The sequence below is a fragment of the Prauserella oleivorans genome, from assembly GCF_042685745.1.
GTDB lineage: Bacteria > Actinomycetota > Actinomycetes > Mycobacteriales > Pseudonocardiaceae > Prauserella_A > Prauserella_A oleivorans.
This window is the reverse complement of record NZ_JBHUNT010000001.1, coordinates 3,135,719-3,153,539: the sequence shown is the minus strand read 5'-3', so window position 1 is coordinate 3,153,539 and position 17,821 is coordinate 3,135,719. Positions and strand designations below refer to the sequence as shown.

Genomic DNA, 17,821 nt, shown 5'->3' with positions numbered 1-17,821 from the left:
CCGTGGTGTGGGATGCGCGGAGGATCGCCACGGCGGCTGCATTGGCAGGCGCGCTCGGCGTGATCTGGCTGGCGGCGTCGAACGCCGATGCGCCGCCAGGAGAGACGCCCCCATCGTCGACGGCGTCACCGGCCGAGCAGCCGATCGGCCCGGAGGCGCGGTCGGCCGCCTCTCCGCCTCCCGAACGACCGGGAGACTCCGTCAGCAGCGTCCCATTGGGACTCGACTTTCGCCGTCCGGCTGAGGTGGCTCGCGCGTACCTCGTGGCCGCGCATTCCCTGCGCGGCACCGATCGCGGCCGAACCAACCGGCGCGTACTGCCCTACCTCGCTCCGGACAACCCGGCCAACCCGCGTGGCCTGGTCGTCGTCGATCCGCCGCCCGCGGGTCAGGCAACCACCGCCACCGTCGACCGACTTCGGGTGGTCGGCTCGGACCAGGCAAGACAGCGAATCGCCTACGAGGCCCAATGGTCGGCGCCGGCTATCGACCGGCGAACGACGTTTGTCGTGCTCGCCCGTCAGCCGGACGGCCGCTGGCTCGTCACTCAGGAGTCGACCCGGCTGCAGCCTGGCGACTGACCGGTCCCACACTCGTGGCGCGAAGCGCCTGCAGATCTTCCCGAAGACCGCGCCGTTTCGCCGCCACGAAGTACGCCACCGCCCCCGCGAACACCACCGCGGAGACGATCGTGTTGATCCGCAGGCCGAACACCTGGGTCGCCTCGTCGTCACGCAACAGCTCGATCCAAAACCGGCCGAAGGTATAGCCGGCCACATAGATCGCGAAAACGCGGCCGTGCCCCAGCCGGAACCGTCGATCAGCCCACACCACGACAAACGCGACGAGCACGCCCCACAGCAACTCGTAGAGGAACGTCGGATGGACCACCGCGATCGGCGTGTCACCCACCGCGACGCCGCCGATCGGGTCCTCCTGCCCCGTTGCCGGGTCAATGCGGCGATAAATCTCAAGCCCCCACGGCACGGATGTGGGCGTGCCGTAGACCTCCTGGTTGAAGTAGTTGCCGACGCGGCCGATGGCCTGCGCGAGGACGATACCCGGGGCCACCGCGTCGGCGAACGCCGGCAGCGGGATACCCCTGCGACGGCAGCCGATCCAGGCGCCCACCGCACCGAGCGCGATCGCGCCCCAGATACCGAGGCCGCCCTCCCAGATCTTCAGCGCTTCCCACGGGTTCTTGTCCGGCCCGAAGTAGCGCCACCAGTCGGTCGCGACGTGATACAGCCGGCCTCCGACAATCCCGAACGGCACGGCGAAGACAGCGACGTCCGTGACTGTCCCGGGCTCGCCGCCGCGCTGGACGAAGCGCCGGTTGCCCCACCAGATCGCGACCGCGATCCCGGCGACGATGCACAGCGCGTAGGCTCGGACGGAGAACTCGTTGATCCGCCACACGCCCTGGGGCGGGCTCGGGATGGCCGCCAGCACAGCTGCGGACGCCGACATCAACCTCTCCTTCGCCTGCCCCGTGGGCGGATGGTGGGGTGCGGAAGGACTCAGTCTCCCCGCACCCCGTCCGCCGGGCGGCACAGGCAAGGCGAAACCGCCGACGGTGAGGCACGGGCCCAATCGCCCGAAACCTCGCTGCTACTATAGCAGCTAGTAGTTTTGCCTGACAGGAGGCTCCACCTACTATCGACAGTAGGTGTAGGGCGGCAGTCTGGCGGTGAGGTGGCATGTTCGGGCTCGGCGATCTCGAAGGCGCGGTCATGGAAGTGCTCTGGCGCGCGGACGAACCGGTGAAGGTGCGCCAGGTTCTCGAGAATCTCAGCTCTGGCAGAAAGCTTGCTTACACCACGGTCATGACCGTACTGGACAACCTGCACCGCAAGGGATGGGCCCACCGCGATCGGGACGGCAAGGCCTACCGCTACCGCCCGGCGTTCACCCGCGAAGAGGCCGCCGTTCGGGCCCTGCGTGAGGCACTGGACGCCTCCGGCAACCCGCGAGCCGCGCTTCTGCACTTCGCCAACTCGGCCTCAGCCCGGGAAACGGAAATCCTCCGAACCGCGCTGGCCAAGAAGGTCCGCCGCCAGTGATCGTGGCGGTGTCGCTGCTCCTCGGGGCACTCACGGCAGGGTGGCTCGTTCCACGCCAACTGGGTCGTGCGGATCTCCGCCGCCGGGATCCGCGGCCGTTGATCGTCGCGTGGCTGCTGGCCATGTCGGGCGTGGCGCTCGCCGGGATCAGCGGTGTCGTGCTGCTCCTGGCACCAGACCACGCGGGGGCGAGCCCGCTGACCTGGGCGCTCAGCCGGTGCTGGGCGGCACTGCAACACGGCTCATCGCCCAAGATCGAGGAGCTCATCGGCGTTGTCAGCGTTGCCTTGCTCGCGGGGCTCGTCACACGGTTTGCCGTCGTCGCCATCACCGAGTTTCGGGAGGCGCGCCGGGCGAGCCGCGAGCGGCTCGCCGTGCTCCGCCTGGCCGCCCGCACCGATGACAACTCCCCGACCACGCTGTGGCTGGCGCACGATCGCCCCTTGGCGTTCAGCCTCGCCGGCCGCCCCGACGTCGTGGTCGCCACGGAAGGACTGCACCGGCATCTCCCGGCCGAGAGCGTCGCCGCGGTGCTGGCACACGAGCGGGCCCACCTGCGCGGCCGCCACCATCTCCTGATCCTGATCGCGGGCATCCTGCGTCGGACGTTGCCGTTTGTGCCGCTGTTCCGGCAGGCGAACACCGCCCTGCGTGAGCTCGTGGAGCTGGCCGCAGACGTCTCGGCGGTCCGCGCCTGCGGCGCGCCGGCCGTCCGCTCGGCCTTGCTGGGCGTAGCTGGTCCGGGAACACCAGACGTCGCGCTGGCGATGGCGCGGGACGCCGTCGACCTGCGGCTCGCTCGCCTGAAGCATGCCGCTCAGCCCGCCGGTGGCCTGCGCACGGCCCTGTCCTGCGGCATGGCGGGAATGGCGGCCACGGTATTGCCGTTCCTCACCAGCGCTGTCCTGCTCCTCGCCGTCACCGTGGTTACTTGCCCGGTGAATGGCTGGTGACCACCTGCCGCCGGAACGCCACTGCCACGGCCACAACCGCGAAGCTCACGACAACCCACTCAGGGACACTGCCGAACCTGGTGGCCACCGTGGTGCTCAACCGCAGCGGGACCCGCTCGACCATCGACTCCGCCGTGAACTGGCCAGTGCTGCGGGTAACACGCCCGTCTGGTTGCACGATCGCGCTGACGCCGCTGGTGGAGGCGACGACGACCGCCCGGCCGTGCTCCACCGCCCGCAGCCTCGCCATCGCCAGTTGCTGATAGGTCATCTCGGTGCGCCCGAACCACGCGTTGTTGGTGGGCACGACCAGCAGCTGCGCCCCCGCCCGGGTCGCCTCGGTGAGCACGTAGTCGTAGGCGACCTCGTAACAGATCGCAAATCCCACCCGAGCCGATCCCATGTCGAAGACTCCGGGTCGGTCACCGGACACCATGTCGCCCGCCGGATCGTCGGTGAACGGAGTCACCGCCGCGGCCACGGCACGGAGCGGGACGAATTCGGAGAACGGCACCAACTGCTGCTTGGCGTACTCCTCGGTAGCGCCACGCTGTGGGCTCCACAGGATCATCCGGTTACTGGCGCGACCGTCCGCGCCGTAAGCGGTCCCACCCACGGCGACCGGCACGCCGAGCTCACGCGCAATGCGGTCCAAGTCCGGATCGTCGCGCCCGGCCTCGAACACATTCGACGATTCGGGCAGGATCACCAGGTCGGGGGCGGGAACCCGACCGGCACGGACGTCGTCGACGAGTCGGTCAGCCTGAGCGATGTGATTGGCTCGCACGGTCGCGCTCTGGCCCAGGAGGGCGATGCCGGCGTCCGGCGCGTTGCCCTGAACCACCGCCACAGTCGCGGTCCCCACTTCCGCATCTGTCTCGATCAACGACACCATCACCCAGCCAGCTACAAGCGGCAGCACGGCGACCACGGCATGTGCGATCCACCGACGCGGCGCCTGCCGGATCCGCAGCGCCAGGACGGCGAGCCCGCAGCCGGTAAGCGCGACAGCGAAGCCCACCAGAACCGCTCCACCCACCGCCGCCAGCGGCAGGAAGACACCCTCGGGCTGGGTAAACGCGACACGTCCCCACGGGAATCCGCCGTACGGGACCCGCGAGCGCACCGCCTCAGCAGCCACGACGACCGCGGCCATCCACACCGGGGCCATCGGCAGCCGGCTGACCCGCGCCATGCCGACTCCCATCAAGCCGAAGAACAAGGCCTCCAGCACCACCAAGCCCAACCACGGCCAGACCCCGAAGGCAACCCCAAGGAAGTCATAAAGCCACCGCAGCAGAGGCAACAGGTACGCTACGCCGAACGCAACGCCGTAGCCGAAACCGCGCCGCCCCAGGCGGCCGTAGACGGCCAGCACCAGCAACGTGAACGCGACCGGCGCGAGCCACCACAGCGGCCGAGGCGGCGAGGCCACATAGAGCACAGCACCGCCAGCAACCGCTGCAAGCAGCCGAAGCCACGTTGCGGCCCTCACCACGCGAACCGAGCGGGGTCGCTGCGAAGGGCGGCCCGATCGAGTCGCGCCCTCGGGATCAACCTGCACAGTCACCCGCTCAACCTTTCCGACGCCACGGCCAGAACACACTACTATTTCACATAGTAGCTTTGGCAGGCGTTTACCAGTCGAGCGGCTTCTCGTAAATGTCGGCAAGGGTCGTGAGTGGCGAGCGGGGTTCTCAGTGCCCTGCGGGACACCCGCACCCGAACTTGCTAAACACTCACGAGCGCGTCGCAGAGTGACTCGATCTCCTGCTCGGTGTTGTAGTAGTGCACAGAGGCGCGTACGAGTTCGTCTATTCCGCGGTTTTCCATGTCGACTCTCGTCGACGGGGCGCGCGACACGCTCACGTTGATCCCCCGGGCGGCGAGGCGTTCCTTGACCTCGGCCGGCGCGACCCCGTCTACCGTGAAGGCCACGATCCCGCAGCGCTCTGCGCCAACATCGCGGAGGGTGACCCCGGGTAGTTCGGCCAAGCGGCTTCGGAGCTGGTCGGCCAACGCGTACACCCGCCCGCGGATGCTGTCCAGGCCCCAGCCCAGGGCATAGTCGATGGCCGTTCCGAGACCGATCTTGGCCGCATAGTTGTACTCCCACGATTCGAACCGGCGGGCGTCCGGCCGCATCCGGTACTCGTCGCGGGCGATCCAGGTGGCGGCGTGCAGGTCCAGCATCGGTGGCGAGAGTTCGTCGAGCAGGTCGTGGCGGACATAGAGCAGACCGGTGCCCCGCGGGCCGCGCAGGTATTTGCGTCCCGTGAGTGAGAGCAGGTCGCAGCCGATCTCGGCGACGTCCAGCGGCATCTGCCCCGCCGACTGGCAGGCGTCGAGCAAGTAGAGCACCCCGGCCTCCCGCGCGATCTTGCCGACCTCGACGGCGGGGTTGACCAGGCCGCAGTTGGTCGGCACGTGGGTCAAGGAGATCAGCCGCACCCGCTCGTCGATCAGATCGCACAGCCGTGGCACCGAGATCTGTCCGGATTCGTCGTTGGGGACCACCTCGACCTCGAGGTCGTGGCGGGCGGCGAGCTGAAGGTAGGCGATGAAGTTGCTGCCGTACTCGGCCTCGCTGGTCAGGATCCGGTCGCCGCTCCGGAACGGAATCGAGTAGAACGCCATATCCCAGGCGCGGGTGGCGCTGTCCACCACGGCGATCTCACCGGCCGCGCAGCCGAGCAGGCGTGCGGCAGCAGTGTAGACCGCCTCGATGGTCTCGGTCGCCTCCGCGGCCGCCTCGTAGCCCCCGATCCGAGCCTCCAGCTTCAGGTGCGCGATGGTGCTGTCGAGCACGGGCGTGGGCATCAGGGAGGCGCCCGCGTTGTTGAAGTGCACGACGTTGTCGCAGCCCGGTGTTTCCCGCCTCGCGGTCTCCACATCGAAGGTGTCGATCGCCGACGCCGTCATACTGCCTCCTCCCCCACGCGCGGTGCCGGAGCGTCGACCAAAGCCCCGGAGTGATCGACGAGCCGCAGGAATGTGCGCACCCGCTCCTTCGACGGGCGGGTGAAGAACGCCTCGGCTGTCGCTTCCTCGACGACCACCCCGCCGTCCATGAACACGATCCGGTCGGCGACCTCCCGGGCGAAGTGGGTCTCGTGGGTCACGATCACCATCGTCATGCCGTCTCCGGCGAGCTCCTGGATGACCTCCAGCACCTCCGCGTGTAGCTCCGGGTCCAGGGCGGAGGTCGGTTCGTCGAAGAGCACGACCTCCGGTTCCATGGCCAGCGCGCGAGCGATCGCCACCCGCTGCTTCTGCCCACCAGAAAGCCGCGAGGGATGCACATCGCGCTTGTCTACCAGCCCGACCCGATCCAGTAGCCGCTCGCCGAGCGCGACGGCTTCCGCCATCGGCAGGTTGCGCACCTGGCGAGGTCCCTCGATCACGTTGCCCAGTGCGGTCATGTGGGGGAAGAGGTTGAACTGCTGGAACACCATGCCGGTCTGCTGCCGGGCGCGCTGCATCAGCCGGGCCCGGCCGCGCCGGTCGCTGCGGGTGCCGCAGGAGAAGGCGCAGTCGCAGATGCGCACGTGCCCGGAGTCTGGTTCCTCAAGCAGGTTCATGCACCGCACAAGTGTCGTCTTACCTGACCCGGAAGGGCCCATGAGCACGACGACCTCGCCTCGCTCGACGGAGAGATCGACGCCGCGCAGGACCTCCAGTGCACCGAAGGCCTTGCGGATGCCGGTGAGTTCGATCGGTGGCTTTGTCATGCGTACGCCTTTCCGAGTCGCCGCTCGAGCATCCCCTGCCCGACCGAGAGCAGCGTGTTGATGAGCCAGTACAGGGCTCCGATCATCAGGAACGCTTCCATGTAGCGGAAGTTCGCATTGCCGATGCTCTCCGCGACGCGAGTGAGCTCCACGACGGTGACCACCGAGGCGAGCGAGGTGTCCTTCATCAGCGCGATGAAGCGGCCACCGACGGCCGGGGTGGCGATCCTGATCGCCTGCGGGAAGATGATCCTGCGGAACGTGCGCCAGTACGGCATGCCAATGGATGAGGCAGCCTCCCATTGTCCTTTGTCTACTCCGAGAATGCCGCCCCGGAAGTTCTCACTCAGGTAGGCCGCGGCGAACAGGCTCAACGCCAGGATCGCTGACGGAACTGGCTCGAGTTGCACCCCGAGCTGCGGCAAACCAAAGTAGATGATCATTATTTGAATGAGCAGCGGAGTCCCACGGAACACCGAGACGAACATGATCGCGGCTCCCCTGAGCACCCGGAAGGCGGAGATACGCGCCAGGGCAACGAGCGCACCGAGACCAGAACCCAGCACAAAGGACACGACACCGAGCAGCAAAGTAATGCCCAGCCCCCTGAGCAGCATGGGGAACGAGTCAGCCAGCATGTCCATGGGATGCTCCTAGCTCTGTTCCGGCGGCAGCGCCTTGAGCTCTGCCACCATGTCCAGGCCGCCCAGCCACTTCCGGGAGATCTTGGTCAGGGTGCCGTCGTCGATCATGTCGCTGATCGCCTTGTCGATTTCCTTCTTGAACTCGGTCGAGCCCTTCCGGAACGACATGGCGTTGACCTCGCTCTCCAGCAGTTTCCCGACCGGTTTGACGTGGAGTCCGTTCTGCTTGGCCAGGTAACTACCCTGGAAGCGGGAGACCAGCATGGCGTCCGCGTTGCCACGGCCGAGGTCGGTCAGGCCCAACGTGGCGTTCTGATATGTCTTGACCTGCGCGCCCGGGATTTCCTCGCTGGCGAACTTCTCCTGCGTGGTTCCGGCCGAGACGGCTATGACCTTTCCTCGCAGGTCTTCGAGCGAGTTGATCGAGTTGTTGGACGACGCCGTGAAGATCGAGACACCGTTTACCTGGTAGGGAGTCGAGAAGTCGACCTGCTGTTTCCGTTCGTCGGTCACCGTCTGGCCGGAGATGACGATGTCGAAGCGTCCGGCCCGCACGCCCTCGATGAAGCTCTGGAAGTTCGACGCGACGAATTCGACGTTGTCGACACCGATCCGGCGGGCCACCTCGCGCGCGACATCGACGTCGTAGCCGACGGGCTTGCCCGCGTCGTCGAGGAAGTTCCACGGCGGATTCGCCTGCGTGAGCGCCACACGTAACGTGCCGTTGTCGCGCACCTGCTGCAGCACATCGCCGGAGCTCCCGCCAGAGCAGCCCACGAGTGCGCCGCTGACAACGACGGCGAGTAGCGAGAACGCGACCTTGAATGGCCGCCGGATTCGTGACATTCCCATGACGCCTCCATCTGCGGTGAAAGCCGCTGGACGAAGTGGCCCGCGGCAACGCCGAGCCGGCCTTCGCCGTGTTCACGCCACGTCCACGACGGTGTCGATGCCCCATCCGCGGACCCGCACCTGGTCAGTGGCGAGTTGTGGTCAATGGCTAACTACGTCACTCGAGCGAGTGAACACTATGCCCCCGTTGGGTATGAGTCAATGGGTGAACGGAAGGCATATAGAGGCGTAACGCGAGCGCAACAGCCCGGCCGAGGCCGGGCCTGCGGTCGGACGATTGCGCTCGGTTACTATCGCAGTTAGTATGATCGCTCTGATGCGGGGTGGCCGGTGACCGACGCCGTGATGCTGGTCGGCGCCCCGATCGTGCTGCGCTCGACAGCGTTGAGCGGCTCATCGGCGCATGTCGTGTCGAGCCGGACTTCCCGGTGCTGCACGGCCCAGCCGTCCACCTGGACCACGACTACTTCGGACGCGCGGTCAACCTCGCCGCTCGTATCGGCGGGCTCGCTGTGAGCGGACAGATGCCTGCTCACGACCGAGGTCGCTGGGATGGCCAGGGCGGCGGGCTACCCGTACAGCCGGATCCGCTGCAATGTGAGCACGCCGCTATTGGGGTCGCTTCGGTGCGGGCGCCGTGGGGGCGCAGCCTTCGGGCGTACAGGCCCGCCGACGCCAGCGCAGCAGCACAGCCGCGCCGAGCGCGGCCACGGAGACACCTGCCAGGGCGGGCTGGATCGGCGCCCATACTCCCAACGCGCCGGACACGCCGAGCAAGCCCAGAACGATCTTGTTACACAGCGGGCAGCCAACCGCGAACGCCGACAGCAACGACGAGCCGAGCACGCCGGTTCGGCCGCGCTCGTCGGCCGCCTGGCGGACAATCGCGAACCACAAGCCGGTCAACACGACCGTCAGGATCAGGGCTGGATACTCCCACCAACGGACGGGAGTCATCCGGGTGAACCAGACCGTGTCGATGACGTCGGTGGGCACGCCGACGATCGCGGCACTCAGCGCAGCGGCGAGCAGCCCCCGCCGCCATCGCCAGGCCCGTGTAGGCACGGGGACTGCGTCGGCGGCGGCTTGCGGGTCCAGGAACCTCGCCTGAGTCATGCCGGCCTCGACGTGATCAGGCCACAGCCACCGAGCACCACGACAGCCGCGAGTAGCGCGTAGAACGGGCCATGCCCACCGGGCAGGTGACGAGCAGACATCCACTCGAGGACCCAGCTCACAACCACCACCGCGACACCGAGGAACACGAGCGTCCAGCCTGTTGTCGTGGTAGGCGCAGGAATCCGCAGCCGTCCCATCCGCACCAGACCTCGCTCCATGCCATCGTTCGCGATCTACGATTTCTCATAGTACCTGGTGCACGGCTGCCTGGCGATGCCGGACCGCGATAACCGCCCAGCCGACCAGTGTTACACCGACGGCGAGGAGCCCCGCGCCCGCGAGATACTCACCGGCGCGCCGGTCACCGGTGCCAGCGGGCAAGTAGACGGAGCGCCGGGCGACGATGTCGGACGCTTCGTCCTGCCGCACCGGCAGCCACGTCTCCGCAACCGTGTCGCCGGTCCGCAGTTCGGCGTAGACGAACCACAAACCACGCGACGGTAAGACAATCGATCCCGCGAACACACCGGAGCGGTCCATCAGCGGAGCGGTCACGACCTCCCCCGCGCGCCGGGCGACGAGCCTCCCAGCAGTCCACTCGCGACCGGGCGTGCCCTCGAACTCGGTGACCCGCACCGCAATCGTGCCGGACCCGTCGCCGTCCGCGTTGACCTGCGCGGTCGCGACCTCCGCGCCCTGCCCAGGATCGTGCGCGCGGGCGTGCGGCACTGCCAGCAACGATGTGGCCGTGAGCAGACCGAGCACCGCACCAGTTCGTCGAGAGATCGACGTGACACCGCGAGCAGGGTCGCGGCGAGTCCCGGCACGACGATCGCGCTCGCCAGCAACGTGGGTTGCACCGGAACCGAGCTGATGCCGCTCGCCGACGCCACCAGCTGCAGCGCGGTCACGGCGAGGCCGGCCGCCGGCCAGCGCGCCCGGCCCCACCGCGCGGGGGCGTCCAGCACCAGCAGGCCCAGCAAGGCGATCGGGACATCCGGCGTGGTCCAGCCCGTGATGGCGAACGGAGCCAGGATCAGGAGCCGCAACGCCAGGCAACTGAGCACGGTCGGCGTCACGGCCGCGCGGTCCACCACGAGCGTGCGGATGATCCAGGAGCTGCCCAGGCCGACAGCGAGCAGCACCGGGAGGTACAGCGCCTGCGAGAACTGCGGCACGTCGGTCTCGTACTCCAGGACGACGATCTCGGTCGCGCCGAGCAGCACCACCGCGAGCCCGATCCGCGACACCCGGGAGCCCGTACGGCCAGCGTTGAGCAGCACCGCGACCACCAGCACCGCCGTACCGATGACCGACAACAAGTGGGGCGGCGACCACAGCACGGAGTCCCTGCCGAACGCCGCGTGCCATGCCGTGTCGGCGGGCGCCGCACCGGCGGTGACCACACCAGCCGCCACCGCGAGCGCGAGCCCCGGGGTCGCGAGCGTGGCCCGGAGCGAGCGGGTACCCCACAGCGCCACGAGTACCCACCCGGCCAGCACGAGACCGACCACGCCGATCGAGGCGTACAGCAGGATGTGGGGCGGGATCAGCGCATCGTCCCTGCCGATCTCGGTGTGCCAGCCGTCATCCCAGTAGGTCGCCACCAGGCCTGATAGGCCGCCACCGACCACGGCCCACACCGCGCTGGACGGCAGTCCCGTCAACGCACGATCAGTTGTGCCGACGCTCGTCATGGCAACCACCTCTCTCCTCGGATGATTGCCCAGTAAGTTACCCCGCTGGGGTATATTGACAAAGCCTGAGACCGATCCGTGATCGATACCCTTGCGGGGTGTATTGGAAGACGTATGACTAGGGCGTGTCCTGTAAATGATCTAGCTGCGGATGGGGTTTGATCTTGTCCGTGGTTGGTCGGGGTGAGTTGACGGATCGGGCCTGGGCGCGGATTGAGCCGCTGCTGCCGGCGGTGTCGGGGCCGGGGCGGCGGTGGCGGGATCACCGGCAGGTGATCAATGCGATTCTGTGGAAGCTTCGGACCGGCGCGCCCTGGCGTGATCTGCCCGAACGGTATGGGCCGTGGAAGACCGCCCATGAGCGGCTGCGGTTGTGGACCAAGGACGGTACCTGGCAGCGGATTCTGGACGAGGTGATCGTCAAAGACGACGCTGTCGGGGACGTGGAGTGGGTGATCAGTGTCGATTCCTCGGTGGTCCGGGCTCACCAGCATGCTGCGGGAGCCCGGAAAAAGGGGGCTGCACGCCCGCCATCGAGGCGATCGCGGTCGACGGCGAAGGACTCGGACGTTCCCGCGGCGGATTGAGCACCAAGATCCACCTCGTGGTCGAGGGACGCGGGCTGCCCATGCGGGTTGTGCTCACCCCGGGGCAGGCTGGTGACAATCCACAATTGGTGCCGCTGCTGGACGGGATCCGTGTCGCTCGCACCGGGCCTGGCCGCCCACGCCGCCGTCCCGAGGTGGTGATCGCGGACAAGGCCTATTCGCACCCCTCGACCCGCCACGCCCTGCGACAACGCCGGATCCGGTTCGTCAGCCCCGAACGCGACGACCAAATCGCCCGCCGCGCCGCGCACGGCTCACGGGGCGGACGCCCGCCCGCCTTCGACGCCGAGTTGTACAAGCAGCGCAACGTCGTCGAACGCTGCTTCAACCGGCTCAAACAGTTCCGCGACCTAGCCACCCGCTACGCCAAACGCGCCGCCTACTACCAGGCAGAACTCACCATCGCCGCCATCATCCTCTGGCTACGATGAATTGCAGGACACGACCTAGCCGATGTTGGCGCCGCGTTCCTGCAGCCAGGCGAGCGGGTTCACCTTCAGGCCCGACGGATCCCAGACCTCGAAGTGCAGATGCGGACCGGTCGAGTAACCCGTGTTGCCGACCTCGGCGATCACCTCACCGGCCTCGACCTCCTGGCCGACGCTCACCGCGTAGGAGTTGATGTGGCCATAGACGGTGATGGTGCCGTCCTTGTGCTGGATGCGCACCCACAGTCCGAAACCACTGGCAGGGCCAGCATCCAGCACCACGCCGCGCATGGGCGCGACGATCGGCGTGCCGATCTCGTTCGCGATGTCCAGACCGTAGTGAGTGGTACCCCAGCGCGGCCCGTAGTTAGAGGTGATCGTGCCCTGGACGGGCGCGACGACGCGATGCCGCGCCTTCTCCTCCGCGGCCTCCCGCGCCCGTCGCTGCCGTTCCGCCTCCTCTCGCGCGATACGGTCTTTCCTGGCCTGCTCGGCCATCTCCAGTTGCCTGACCTCGTCCCGCGCAGACCGACTAGGTGTCGGAAGCAGCAGAGGTCCGGGACTTGCAGTGGGACCTCCTGTGCCCGTATTGGCGTCACTGTCCAGGTCGGCGGCGAGAAGGTTGATACGGGGTTCGTGCTGGGTTGGCGGCGGACCTGTCAGGAGTTGGAGCGCCGCGCTTCCGGCTCCGGCGGCGACGCCCAGGAGGACAGCGACCGCCCGCAGGTTCGGGGTGGGCCCGCGGCGGGTCGCGGCAACCGGGCGTCGCGTGGGGACGGTGCGACTGCTTGGGGGGACGCGTATCGAGTTGTGCTCATGGCCGGCTGGCCGGGGCATGTGGTGTCGGGGCACGCGTTGCCTCTCCGGGTCGGGGTCGGGGTTGCTAAGCGGGCCTGCTTCGTTGCGCGAACGTTATCACTATCTCGAATAGTAGATACGTGAGGTCTGCCACGGGCGTCGACGAGAGTTGGTCTCGCAGGTCAGCGCACCCTTCCCCGGTTGATCGAACCCGGCGGAACAGCAGGCAGCCAGGGCCGCGAGCGCGAGCAGCCACGCCAATTCGCAGCGTCCGACTCGCGGGAGGCGCCAGAACACCGGCCAACTCGTCTCTTCATGCACTAGTTGTCATGAGCACACGATGTTCGGTTCGGGGTTGTAGGTAACCGTCCGCGTAGTGCGGCGCAGTTCGTTGCCATTCAGGTCCCGAATGATCCTGATATCGGAGGTGGTGAAGCCGGAGACGCCCGCGACCGGCGTGCATGGCTCCTCAGGTCCTTTGGTGATAGTTGGCGGGCTCGCATAGTCGTATCGGGGACCGCTGATCGATTCCACGCGGTAGCGCTTGGTACCCCAGAGCTTCACGGTGATGGAGGACGGGGTCCAGATGGTTTGGATGGCGACACCGGTGTCGCTGTCGTTACTGAACTTCAGGTCGATCACGCTGCTGCCGTCCGGATTCTGGAAGACCGTGGCCTCCCGCGCGGCTGGGTAGCGGCTGATGTAAAAGCTGTGCTCCTTGTGCTCGACATCGGTCATTGCCGCGAAGTACGCGGCGTTGTACAAGGTCGTCGCGAACTGCGAGATACCGCCGCCGACCGCTCGCGCGGGAACGCCGTCCTCGATGACTCCGGCTTCGACATACCCTTGCTCTTCGCCTCGAGGACCGGTGTAGCCGTTGAGGCTGAACGTCTCACCCGGGCCGACGATGGCGCCGTTCACTTCCTCCGCGACCCTTCGGATGTTGACCCCCGAGTCGGTCGCAAATCCCTCCGTGGTGAACTCGCCGATGACCTCGGTGATCCCCAACTGGTTCACCTGCTCGGCGGTCAGCCGCGGCGGCACGTCCTCATAACGTACGACGACGACACGGTTAGCCGGTCGGGTCAACACGGGCAGCAACTCGGCGGCCGTCGCGCCCCAGTCGATCCGACGCCCCGCGATCCCGGGCTCGACTGTCGGTGCCCCACGGGGGAACGTCATCCGCGCGTCCCGGCTTGACCGTTCCGTCCCGGCCAGATCATGCCCCACGGCTTCCCGCAAGACGACCGGATCGAGGTCGGGCGCCAGGCCCCCGTCGGCAACAGCATTGAAGGTAAGTGCCTCGGCGATCGTCGCCGGATCCACCGTGGCCGTCGCGACCTCGCCCTTCACGGTGATCGGTCCGGACACGGCCGGCCGAGCAAGCCGCTCCAGCGCGGCCCGCACCCCAGCAGCGGTCGCCTTCACCGGAACCGCCTCGACCTCAAGGCTGACCTCCCGGCGGAAGGCCCAGCCACGCAGCACAGCCTCGGTGGCCTGCCTGATGTCGAGCCGCTTCCCAGCCACCGGGTCGACCGGCACCGGAGTCGTCCCCTCGAACCGAATCGATCCCTCGACCGGCTCGCGCTCCACCTGGCGGCGCACCACCTCCAGCTCCGCGGCGATGCGCCGCTCGTCGCCGGAGACAACAACATCGAACGAACGCGTCGTGAACAGCGACGCAAGCCGTGTCCATGGGTTGAGCGGCTGGTCACCGGCACGGTTCAGCGTTGCTGCCCAGTCCGCGACGATCTTCGCGGACCCCGGATCGATGGTTGAGCGCACTTCACCCACGGCGACGGGCAGGGGCCGGCGCAGCCGAGGCTCGATCACCTCACGCAGGCGCTGTTCAGCCTCAGCGCGATTCAGCCCTCCGATGTCCACGCCTGACACGGCCACGCCGCGAGGCATCTCACCTTGGGAGAGCAGCAGGTCGAGGCCATAGAGCGCACTGAGAACGCCTACCGTTGCCAGAGCCGCCAGTACACCTTTCCGTCGCCACCACTTGGGACCGGATTCGTGAGGTGACCGCTGCGTCGGCTCCGACGCAGCGGTTGGCACGCCCGCCTGCCCACCGTCGCCAGCATCCTCATGCTCGGCCGAGCCGGTCGGCTTGGCACCGGCGCTGCCGCTCTCGATCGCCATCCCGCCCACTGCCCCCATTGATCATCCAGCCACGCGTACTCGCGGCCGTGCACCCGCTCACCGAGGGAAAACTACTATCACATATCGTTGCCAGCGCGATCGGCATACCACGAGAGAGGAGCAGCGGCTGTGAGTCGAAGGGCCGGCAGGGGGTCACGCCGAGTCAGGACGCGCCAGACGCTCCGCAGCGCCATTCTCGTGGTGATCGGCGCTGCCACCCTCGCGGCCTGCGGGCAAGCCGAGCAGCCGGCCGCCGACACGCAAACCGACGCGGAACCCGGGCTGGCGCACGTGCACGGCCTCGGCGTCGATCCCGCCGACGGCACGCTGTATGCCGCGACCCACCACGGCGTATTCCGCCTTCCCGAGAATGGCGGACCGGAGCGGGTCGCGGATCGGCAGCAGGACACGATGGGCTTCACGATCGTCGGCCCACGGCATTTCCTCGGCAGCGGCCACCCCGGCCCGAACGAGAACCTGCCCGACCACCTCGGCCTCATCGAGAGCACCGACGCAGGGCAAACGTGGCGCTCCCTCTCCCTCGAGGGTGAAGCCGACTTCCACGCCCTCGAGGCCAAGCACGACTTGGTGTACGGCTACGACAGCCAGACTCAGCGGCTGATGGTCACCGCCAACCGGCGAGACTGGGATCGACGCGCAAGCCTCGCCCTCGCCGACTTCACTGTTCATCCTGCGGACGCGAACGTGCTGCTGGCCACGACACAGGACGGGCCAGCGCGAAGCACCGACGGCGGACGAACATTCACGGCCATGCCTGGCGCTCCCGTCCTGCTGCTGCTCGACTGGCCAGCTGAGAACACCCTGGTCGGCGTCGATCCGAACGGCGCGGTTCACACCAGCGACAACGGCGGGCAGTCATGGACCGCACGCGGCCGAGTCTCCGGCGCGCCGCAGGCTCTCGCCACGAACGGCCCCTCCGAGATCTACGTCGCCACCGAGACCGGCATTCACGCATCCGACGATGGCGGGCGGACCTTCACTCTGCGCCAGCCGCTTGCCTGACCAGCCTCACGTTCTACGGGCACTTCCTGTCGCGCGTGGACCGCGTCCGCGCCGTGCGCGCGAGGGATGCCGACGGGGTGATCAGTGCGACGCTGCTCGCCGCCTTCACCCCGCCGGATCAGCCCGGTCGGCTTCTCAAGCCGGCATAGCTCTCCCGCCGCTGGCCAGGTCGGGCCTCACGATCCGTGGGAGTGCCCTGGAGATCCATGAGACGTGGTCGACGGCGGTGCATTCGGCGTCGGGGTCGCGGGAGCGGGCTCGTTCGGCGGCGTCGTGGTGGAGTCGTGCTCGTGGCCGGCGCCTCCATGCTCTGGGCCATCATGCTCGTGATCGAGTCCGGTGACAACGCCGGGCGCCATCAGCGCCACGACGAAGACGGCGGCTCCGCCGAGCGCCAAGCGGTAGCTCCTGGTGGAAAACACCGTCGCCCGTTTCCGAGCACGCAGAGACCACGTGGCGCTGCCGACGACCACGGCCTCCAACAGAGTCGTCAGCACCCCGGGGATGCCGACCTCCTCCGGGACTCCGGCGTTCGGCCCCATGGGGATACCCCACAGGCGACTGGCCCCCCACAGCATCATCGAGGCGAGGTTCGCCGCGATCCCCACGGTGATCCAGGCGGAGCGCGGGAACCGCAGGACGAGGCCGGCCCAGAGGAGCTGGAAGAGTGCGATGCCGATGAAGAACAGCCCGGACGGCGCCCACTCCCGCCAGTGATCGGGGGTGACGGCGAGGTGGATCGAGCCGGCTCCGACCGAGGCGAGAGCGGCGATGATCGTTGCCAGCCGGGTGTCGGTCTTGAGTTGCATAGCTGAATTTCCCTTGTGCTCGAACTCCGCACGAGCGTTGTACCCGTCCGGAGAGGTCATGCGCGGACATGCGTCGTCGGCTCGCGTTGGCGCGAGCCGATGCGGTGGATCAGATCCGGATGACCTGGAGCTCCCGTACGGGATCGGGCGGCGCGCGCTCCCCGACCGGACAGGCGGTGGCAGCGGTGATCGACGCGGGGCGAGCACGCGGGGCGACACCCGATGACCCCACGAGATGCGACGCAACGCCATGGCCACCCTGACGTGAGCAGAGGTAGCCGCACGACCCATGCTTCAGGGAGTGCTGGCTGTGCGGCATCGCGGCTTCAGAGATGCCGTCATCCAGCGCGCACGGCGCATCGTCTGCATGGTGACCCGGCATCGCGGCGGCTACGGCCTGTGTGGACGGCGGTGCCGACATGCCCGCAGCACGGGCTGCGCGCTTACCAGCGTGCGCGCCCAGCAGGTGAACGACCAGGATGGCTGTTGCGACGACGAGCAGAGCTGAGCAGGTGCCGCGTGAACAGTGCCGGAAGGCGAAGCATGCTCGGCTCGTCGTAGCTTCGTGCATCTTTCGTGTTCCGTCGGCTTCGTCGTCCCCGAGGATGGTACATACTCCAGTGGCTGTGACGGTGTGAAGCGACGTCGATTGTTCGTCAATGGCGACAGCACGTCGGTGGTCGCCGGGTGGATGTCGGCGAATAGTGACGTCACGTGGTGGTTGCGGTGGGAGGATCGGTGTGCTCAGGCTGAGGGAGCACCGATGCCGTCTACGTCGAAGGTTGAGCTGTACGCGGCGATCCGCCGGGATGCTCGTGCGGGGTTGTCCGGTCGGGCGTTGCAGCGCAAGCACTGCGTGGGGTGGCGAACCGTGGCCACGGCGTTGTCCTCGGCGTGGCCGCAACCCCGGAAGCGGTCGCCGCACAGGTTTTACAGTAATGCGTGTCGATT

General features: G+C 67.9%; 18 protein-coding genes. 6 read left to right on the top strand and 12 right to left on the bottom strand.

Annotation, left to right across the window (positions count from 1 at the left end):
• Positions 1 to 2: 2 nt before the first annotated feature.
• The gene (locus ACFSZT_RS15350) at positions 3 to 581 is read left to right on the top strand and encodes a hypothetical protein (protein ID WP_146771041.1); all 579 of its coding nucleotides are present in this window, start codon (positions 3 to 5) and stop codon (positions 579 to 581) included.
• On the opposite strand, the gene lgt is transcribed toward ACFSZT_RS15350, so the two are convergent.
• Positions 544 to 1,470, bottom strand: coding sequence for a prolipoprotein diacylglyceryl transferase (lgt, locus tag ACFSZT_RS15345; RefSeq protein WP_112282292.1), 927 nt, complete (start codon positions 1,468 to 1,470; stop codon positions 544 to 546). The two genes, ACFSZT_RS15350 and lgt, sit on opposite strands and share 38 nt — an antisense overlap.
• A gap of 230 nt (positions 1,471 to 1,700) precedes the next feature.
• Here lgt and ACFSZT_RS15340 point away from each other — a divergent pair, with 230 nt between their 5' ends.
• Together ACFSZT_RS15340 and ACFSZT_RS15335 are read left to right on the top strand one after the other, a co-directional pair.
• Positions 1,701 to 2,063: a BlaI/MecI/CopY family transcriptional regulator gene (locus ACFSZT_RS15340; RefSeq protein ID WP_112282291.1), complete on the top strand. Its 363-nt coding sequence runs from the start codon at positions 1,701 to 1,703 to the stop codon at positions 2,061 to 2,063.
• The gene (locus tag ACFSZT_RS15335; RefSeq protein WP_112282290.1) at positions 2,060 to 3,016 is read left to right on the top strand and encodes a M56 family metallopeptidase; all 957 of its coding nucleotides are present in this window, start codon (positions 2,060 to 2,062) and stop codon (positions 3,014 to 3,016) included. The genes ACFSZT_RS15340 and ACFSZT_RS15335 overlap by 4 nt, the downstream gene beginning before the upstream one ends.
• Here the strand turns inward: ACFSZT_RS15335 and lnt are convergent.
• The 8 genes from lnt to ACFSZT_RS15295 form a co-directional block, all read right to left on the bottom strand.
• Positions 2,991 to 4,586 carry an apolipoprotein N-acyltransferase gene (gene lnt / locus ACFSZT_RS15330; RefSeq protein ID WP_245992622.1) on the bottom strand — a complete coding sequence of 532 codons (1,596 nt, stop codon included), beginning with the start codon at positions 4,584 to 4,586 and terminating at the stop codon, positions 2,991 to 2,993. The genes ACFSZT_RS15335 and lnt overlap by 26 nt on opposite strands.
• Before the next feature lie 161 nt (positions 4,587 to 4,747).
• Positions 4,748 to 5,938, bottom strand: a complete 1,191-nt coding sequence (locus tag ACFSZT_RS15325) for an aminotransferase class V-fold PLP-dependent enzyme (protein WP_112282289.1) — start codon at positions 5,936 to 5,938, stop codon at positions 4,748 to 4,750.
• On the bottom strand, positions 5,935 to 6,747 hold the full coding sequence (locus ACFSZT_RS15320) for an amino acid ABC transporter ATP-binding protein (RefSeq protein WP_112282288.1): 813 nt from the start codon (positions 6,745 to 6,747) through the stop codon (positions 5,935 to 5,937). Before ACFSZT_RS15320 ends, ACFSZT_RS15325 begins: the two co-directional genes overlap by 4 nt.
• Positions 6,744 to 7,391, bottom strand: a complete 648-nt coding sequence (locus tag ACFSZT_RS15315; protein ID WP_112282287.1) for an amino acid ABC transporter permease — start codon at positions 7,389 to 7,391, stop codon at positions 6,744 to 6,746. Before ACFSZT_RS15315 ends, ACFSZT_RS15320 begins: the two co-directional genes overlap by 4 nt.
• A gap of 9 nt (positions 7,392 to 7,400) precedes the next feature.
• Complete coding sequence (locus tag ACFSZT_RS15310; RefSeq protein WP_245992620.1) at positions 7,401 to 8,243, bottom strand: ABC transporter substrate-binding protein; 843 nt, start codon at positions 8,241 to 8,243, stop codon at positions 7,401 to 7,403.
• A 609-nt stretch (positions 8,244 to 8,852) separates the two neighbouring features.
• Positions 8,853 to 9,239 (bottom strand): hypothetical protein, encoded by a 387-nt coding sequence (locus ACFSZT_RS15305; protein ID WP_377478278.1) that lies wholly within the window; start codon positions 9,237 to 9,239, stop codon positions 8,853 to 8,855.
• 366 nt (positions 9,240 to 9,605) lie between these two features.
• Positions 9,606 to 9,917: a hypothetical protein gene (locus ACFSZT_RS15300; RefSeq protein ID WP_377390239.1), complete on the bottom strand. Its 312-nt coding sequence runs from the start codon at positions 9,915 to 9,917 to the stop codon at positions 9,606 to 9,608.
• Positions 9,914 to 11,059 carry a hypothetical protein gene (locus ACFSZT_RS15295; protein WP_377390241.1) on the bottom strand — a complete coding sequence of 382 codons (1,146 nt, stop codon included), beginning with the start codon at positions 11,057 to 11,059 and terminating at the stop codon, positions 9,914 to 9,916. The genes ACFSZT_RS15300 and ACFSZT_RS15295 overlap by 4 nt, the downstream gene beginning before the upstream one ends.
• Before the next feature lie 170 nt (positions 11,060 to 11,229).
• On the opposite strand from ACFSZT_RS15295, the gene ACFSZT_RS15290 reads away from it, so the two are divergent.
• Positions 11,230 to 12,098, top strand: a protein-coding gene (locus ACFSZT_RS15290; protein ID WP_377478175.1) for an IS5 family transposase whose coding sequence is annotated in 2 segments (ribosomal slippage) — positions 11,230 to 11,595 and positions 11,598 to 12,098 — 867 coding nt in all. Because the reading frame shifts where the segments join, the coding sequence is not laid out codon by codon here.
• Between the two features lie 15 nt (positions 12,099 to 12,113).
• Here ACFSZT_RS15290 and ACFSZT_RS15285 read toward each other — a convergent pair.
• Both ACFSZT_RS15285 and ACFSZT_RS15280 read right to left on the bottom strand, forming a co-directional pair.
• Complete coding sequence (locus ACFSZT_RS15285; protein ID WP_377391650.1) at positions 12,114 to 12,593, bottom strand: M23 family metallopeptidase; 480 nt, start codon at positions 12,591 to 12,593, stop codon at positions 12,114 to 12,116.
• A 627-nt stretch (positions 12,594 to 13,220) separates the two neighbouring features.
• On the bottom strand, positions 13,221 to 15,038 hold the full coding sequence (locus ACFSZT_RS15280; RefSeq protein WP_377391653.1) for a VanW family protein: 1,818 nt from the start codon (positions 15,036 to 15,038) through the stop codon (positions 13,221 to 13,223).
• A gap of 198 nt (positions 15,039 to 15,236) precedes the next feature.
• Here ACFSZT_RS15280 and ACFSZT_RS15275 point away from each other — a divergent pair, with 198 nt between their 5' ends.
• Positions 15,237 to 16,061, top strand: coding sequence for a F510_1955 family glycosylhydrolase (locus ACFSZT_RS15275; protein WP_377391656.1), 825 nt, complete (start codon positions 15,237 to 15,239; stop codon positions 16,059 to 16,061).
• Positions 16,062 to 16,237: 176 nt separating this feature from the next.
• On the opposite strand, the gene ACFSZT_RS15270 is transcribed toward ACFSZT_RS15275, so the two are convergent.
• Complete coding sequence (locus tag ACFSZT_RS15270) at positions 16,238 to 16,870, bottom strand: hypothetical protein (protein ID WP_377391659.1); 633 nt, start codon at positions 16,868 to 16,870, stop codon at positions 16,238 to 16,240.
• A 301-nt stretch (positions 16,871 to 17,171) separates the two neighbouring features.
• Here ACFSZT_RS15270 and ACFSZT_RS15265 point away from each other — a divergent pair, with 301 nt between their 5' ends.
• Positions 17,172 to 17,378: a hypothetical protein gene (locus ACFSZT_RS15265; RefSeq protein ID WP_377391661.1), complete on the top strand. Its 207-nt coding sequence runs from the start codon at positions 17,172 to 17,174 to the stop codon at positions 17,376 to 17,378.
• The last annotated feature ends 443 nt before the right edge of the window (positions 17,379 to 17,821 follow it).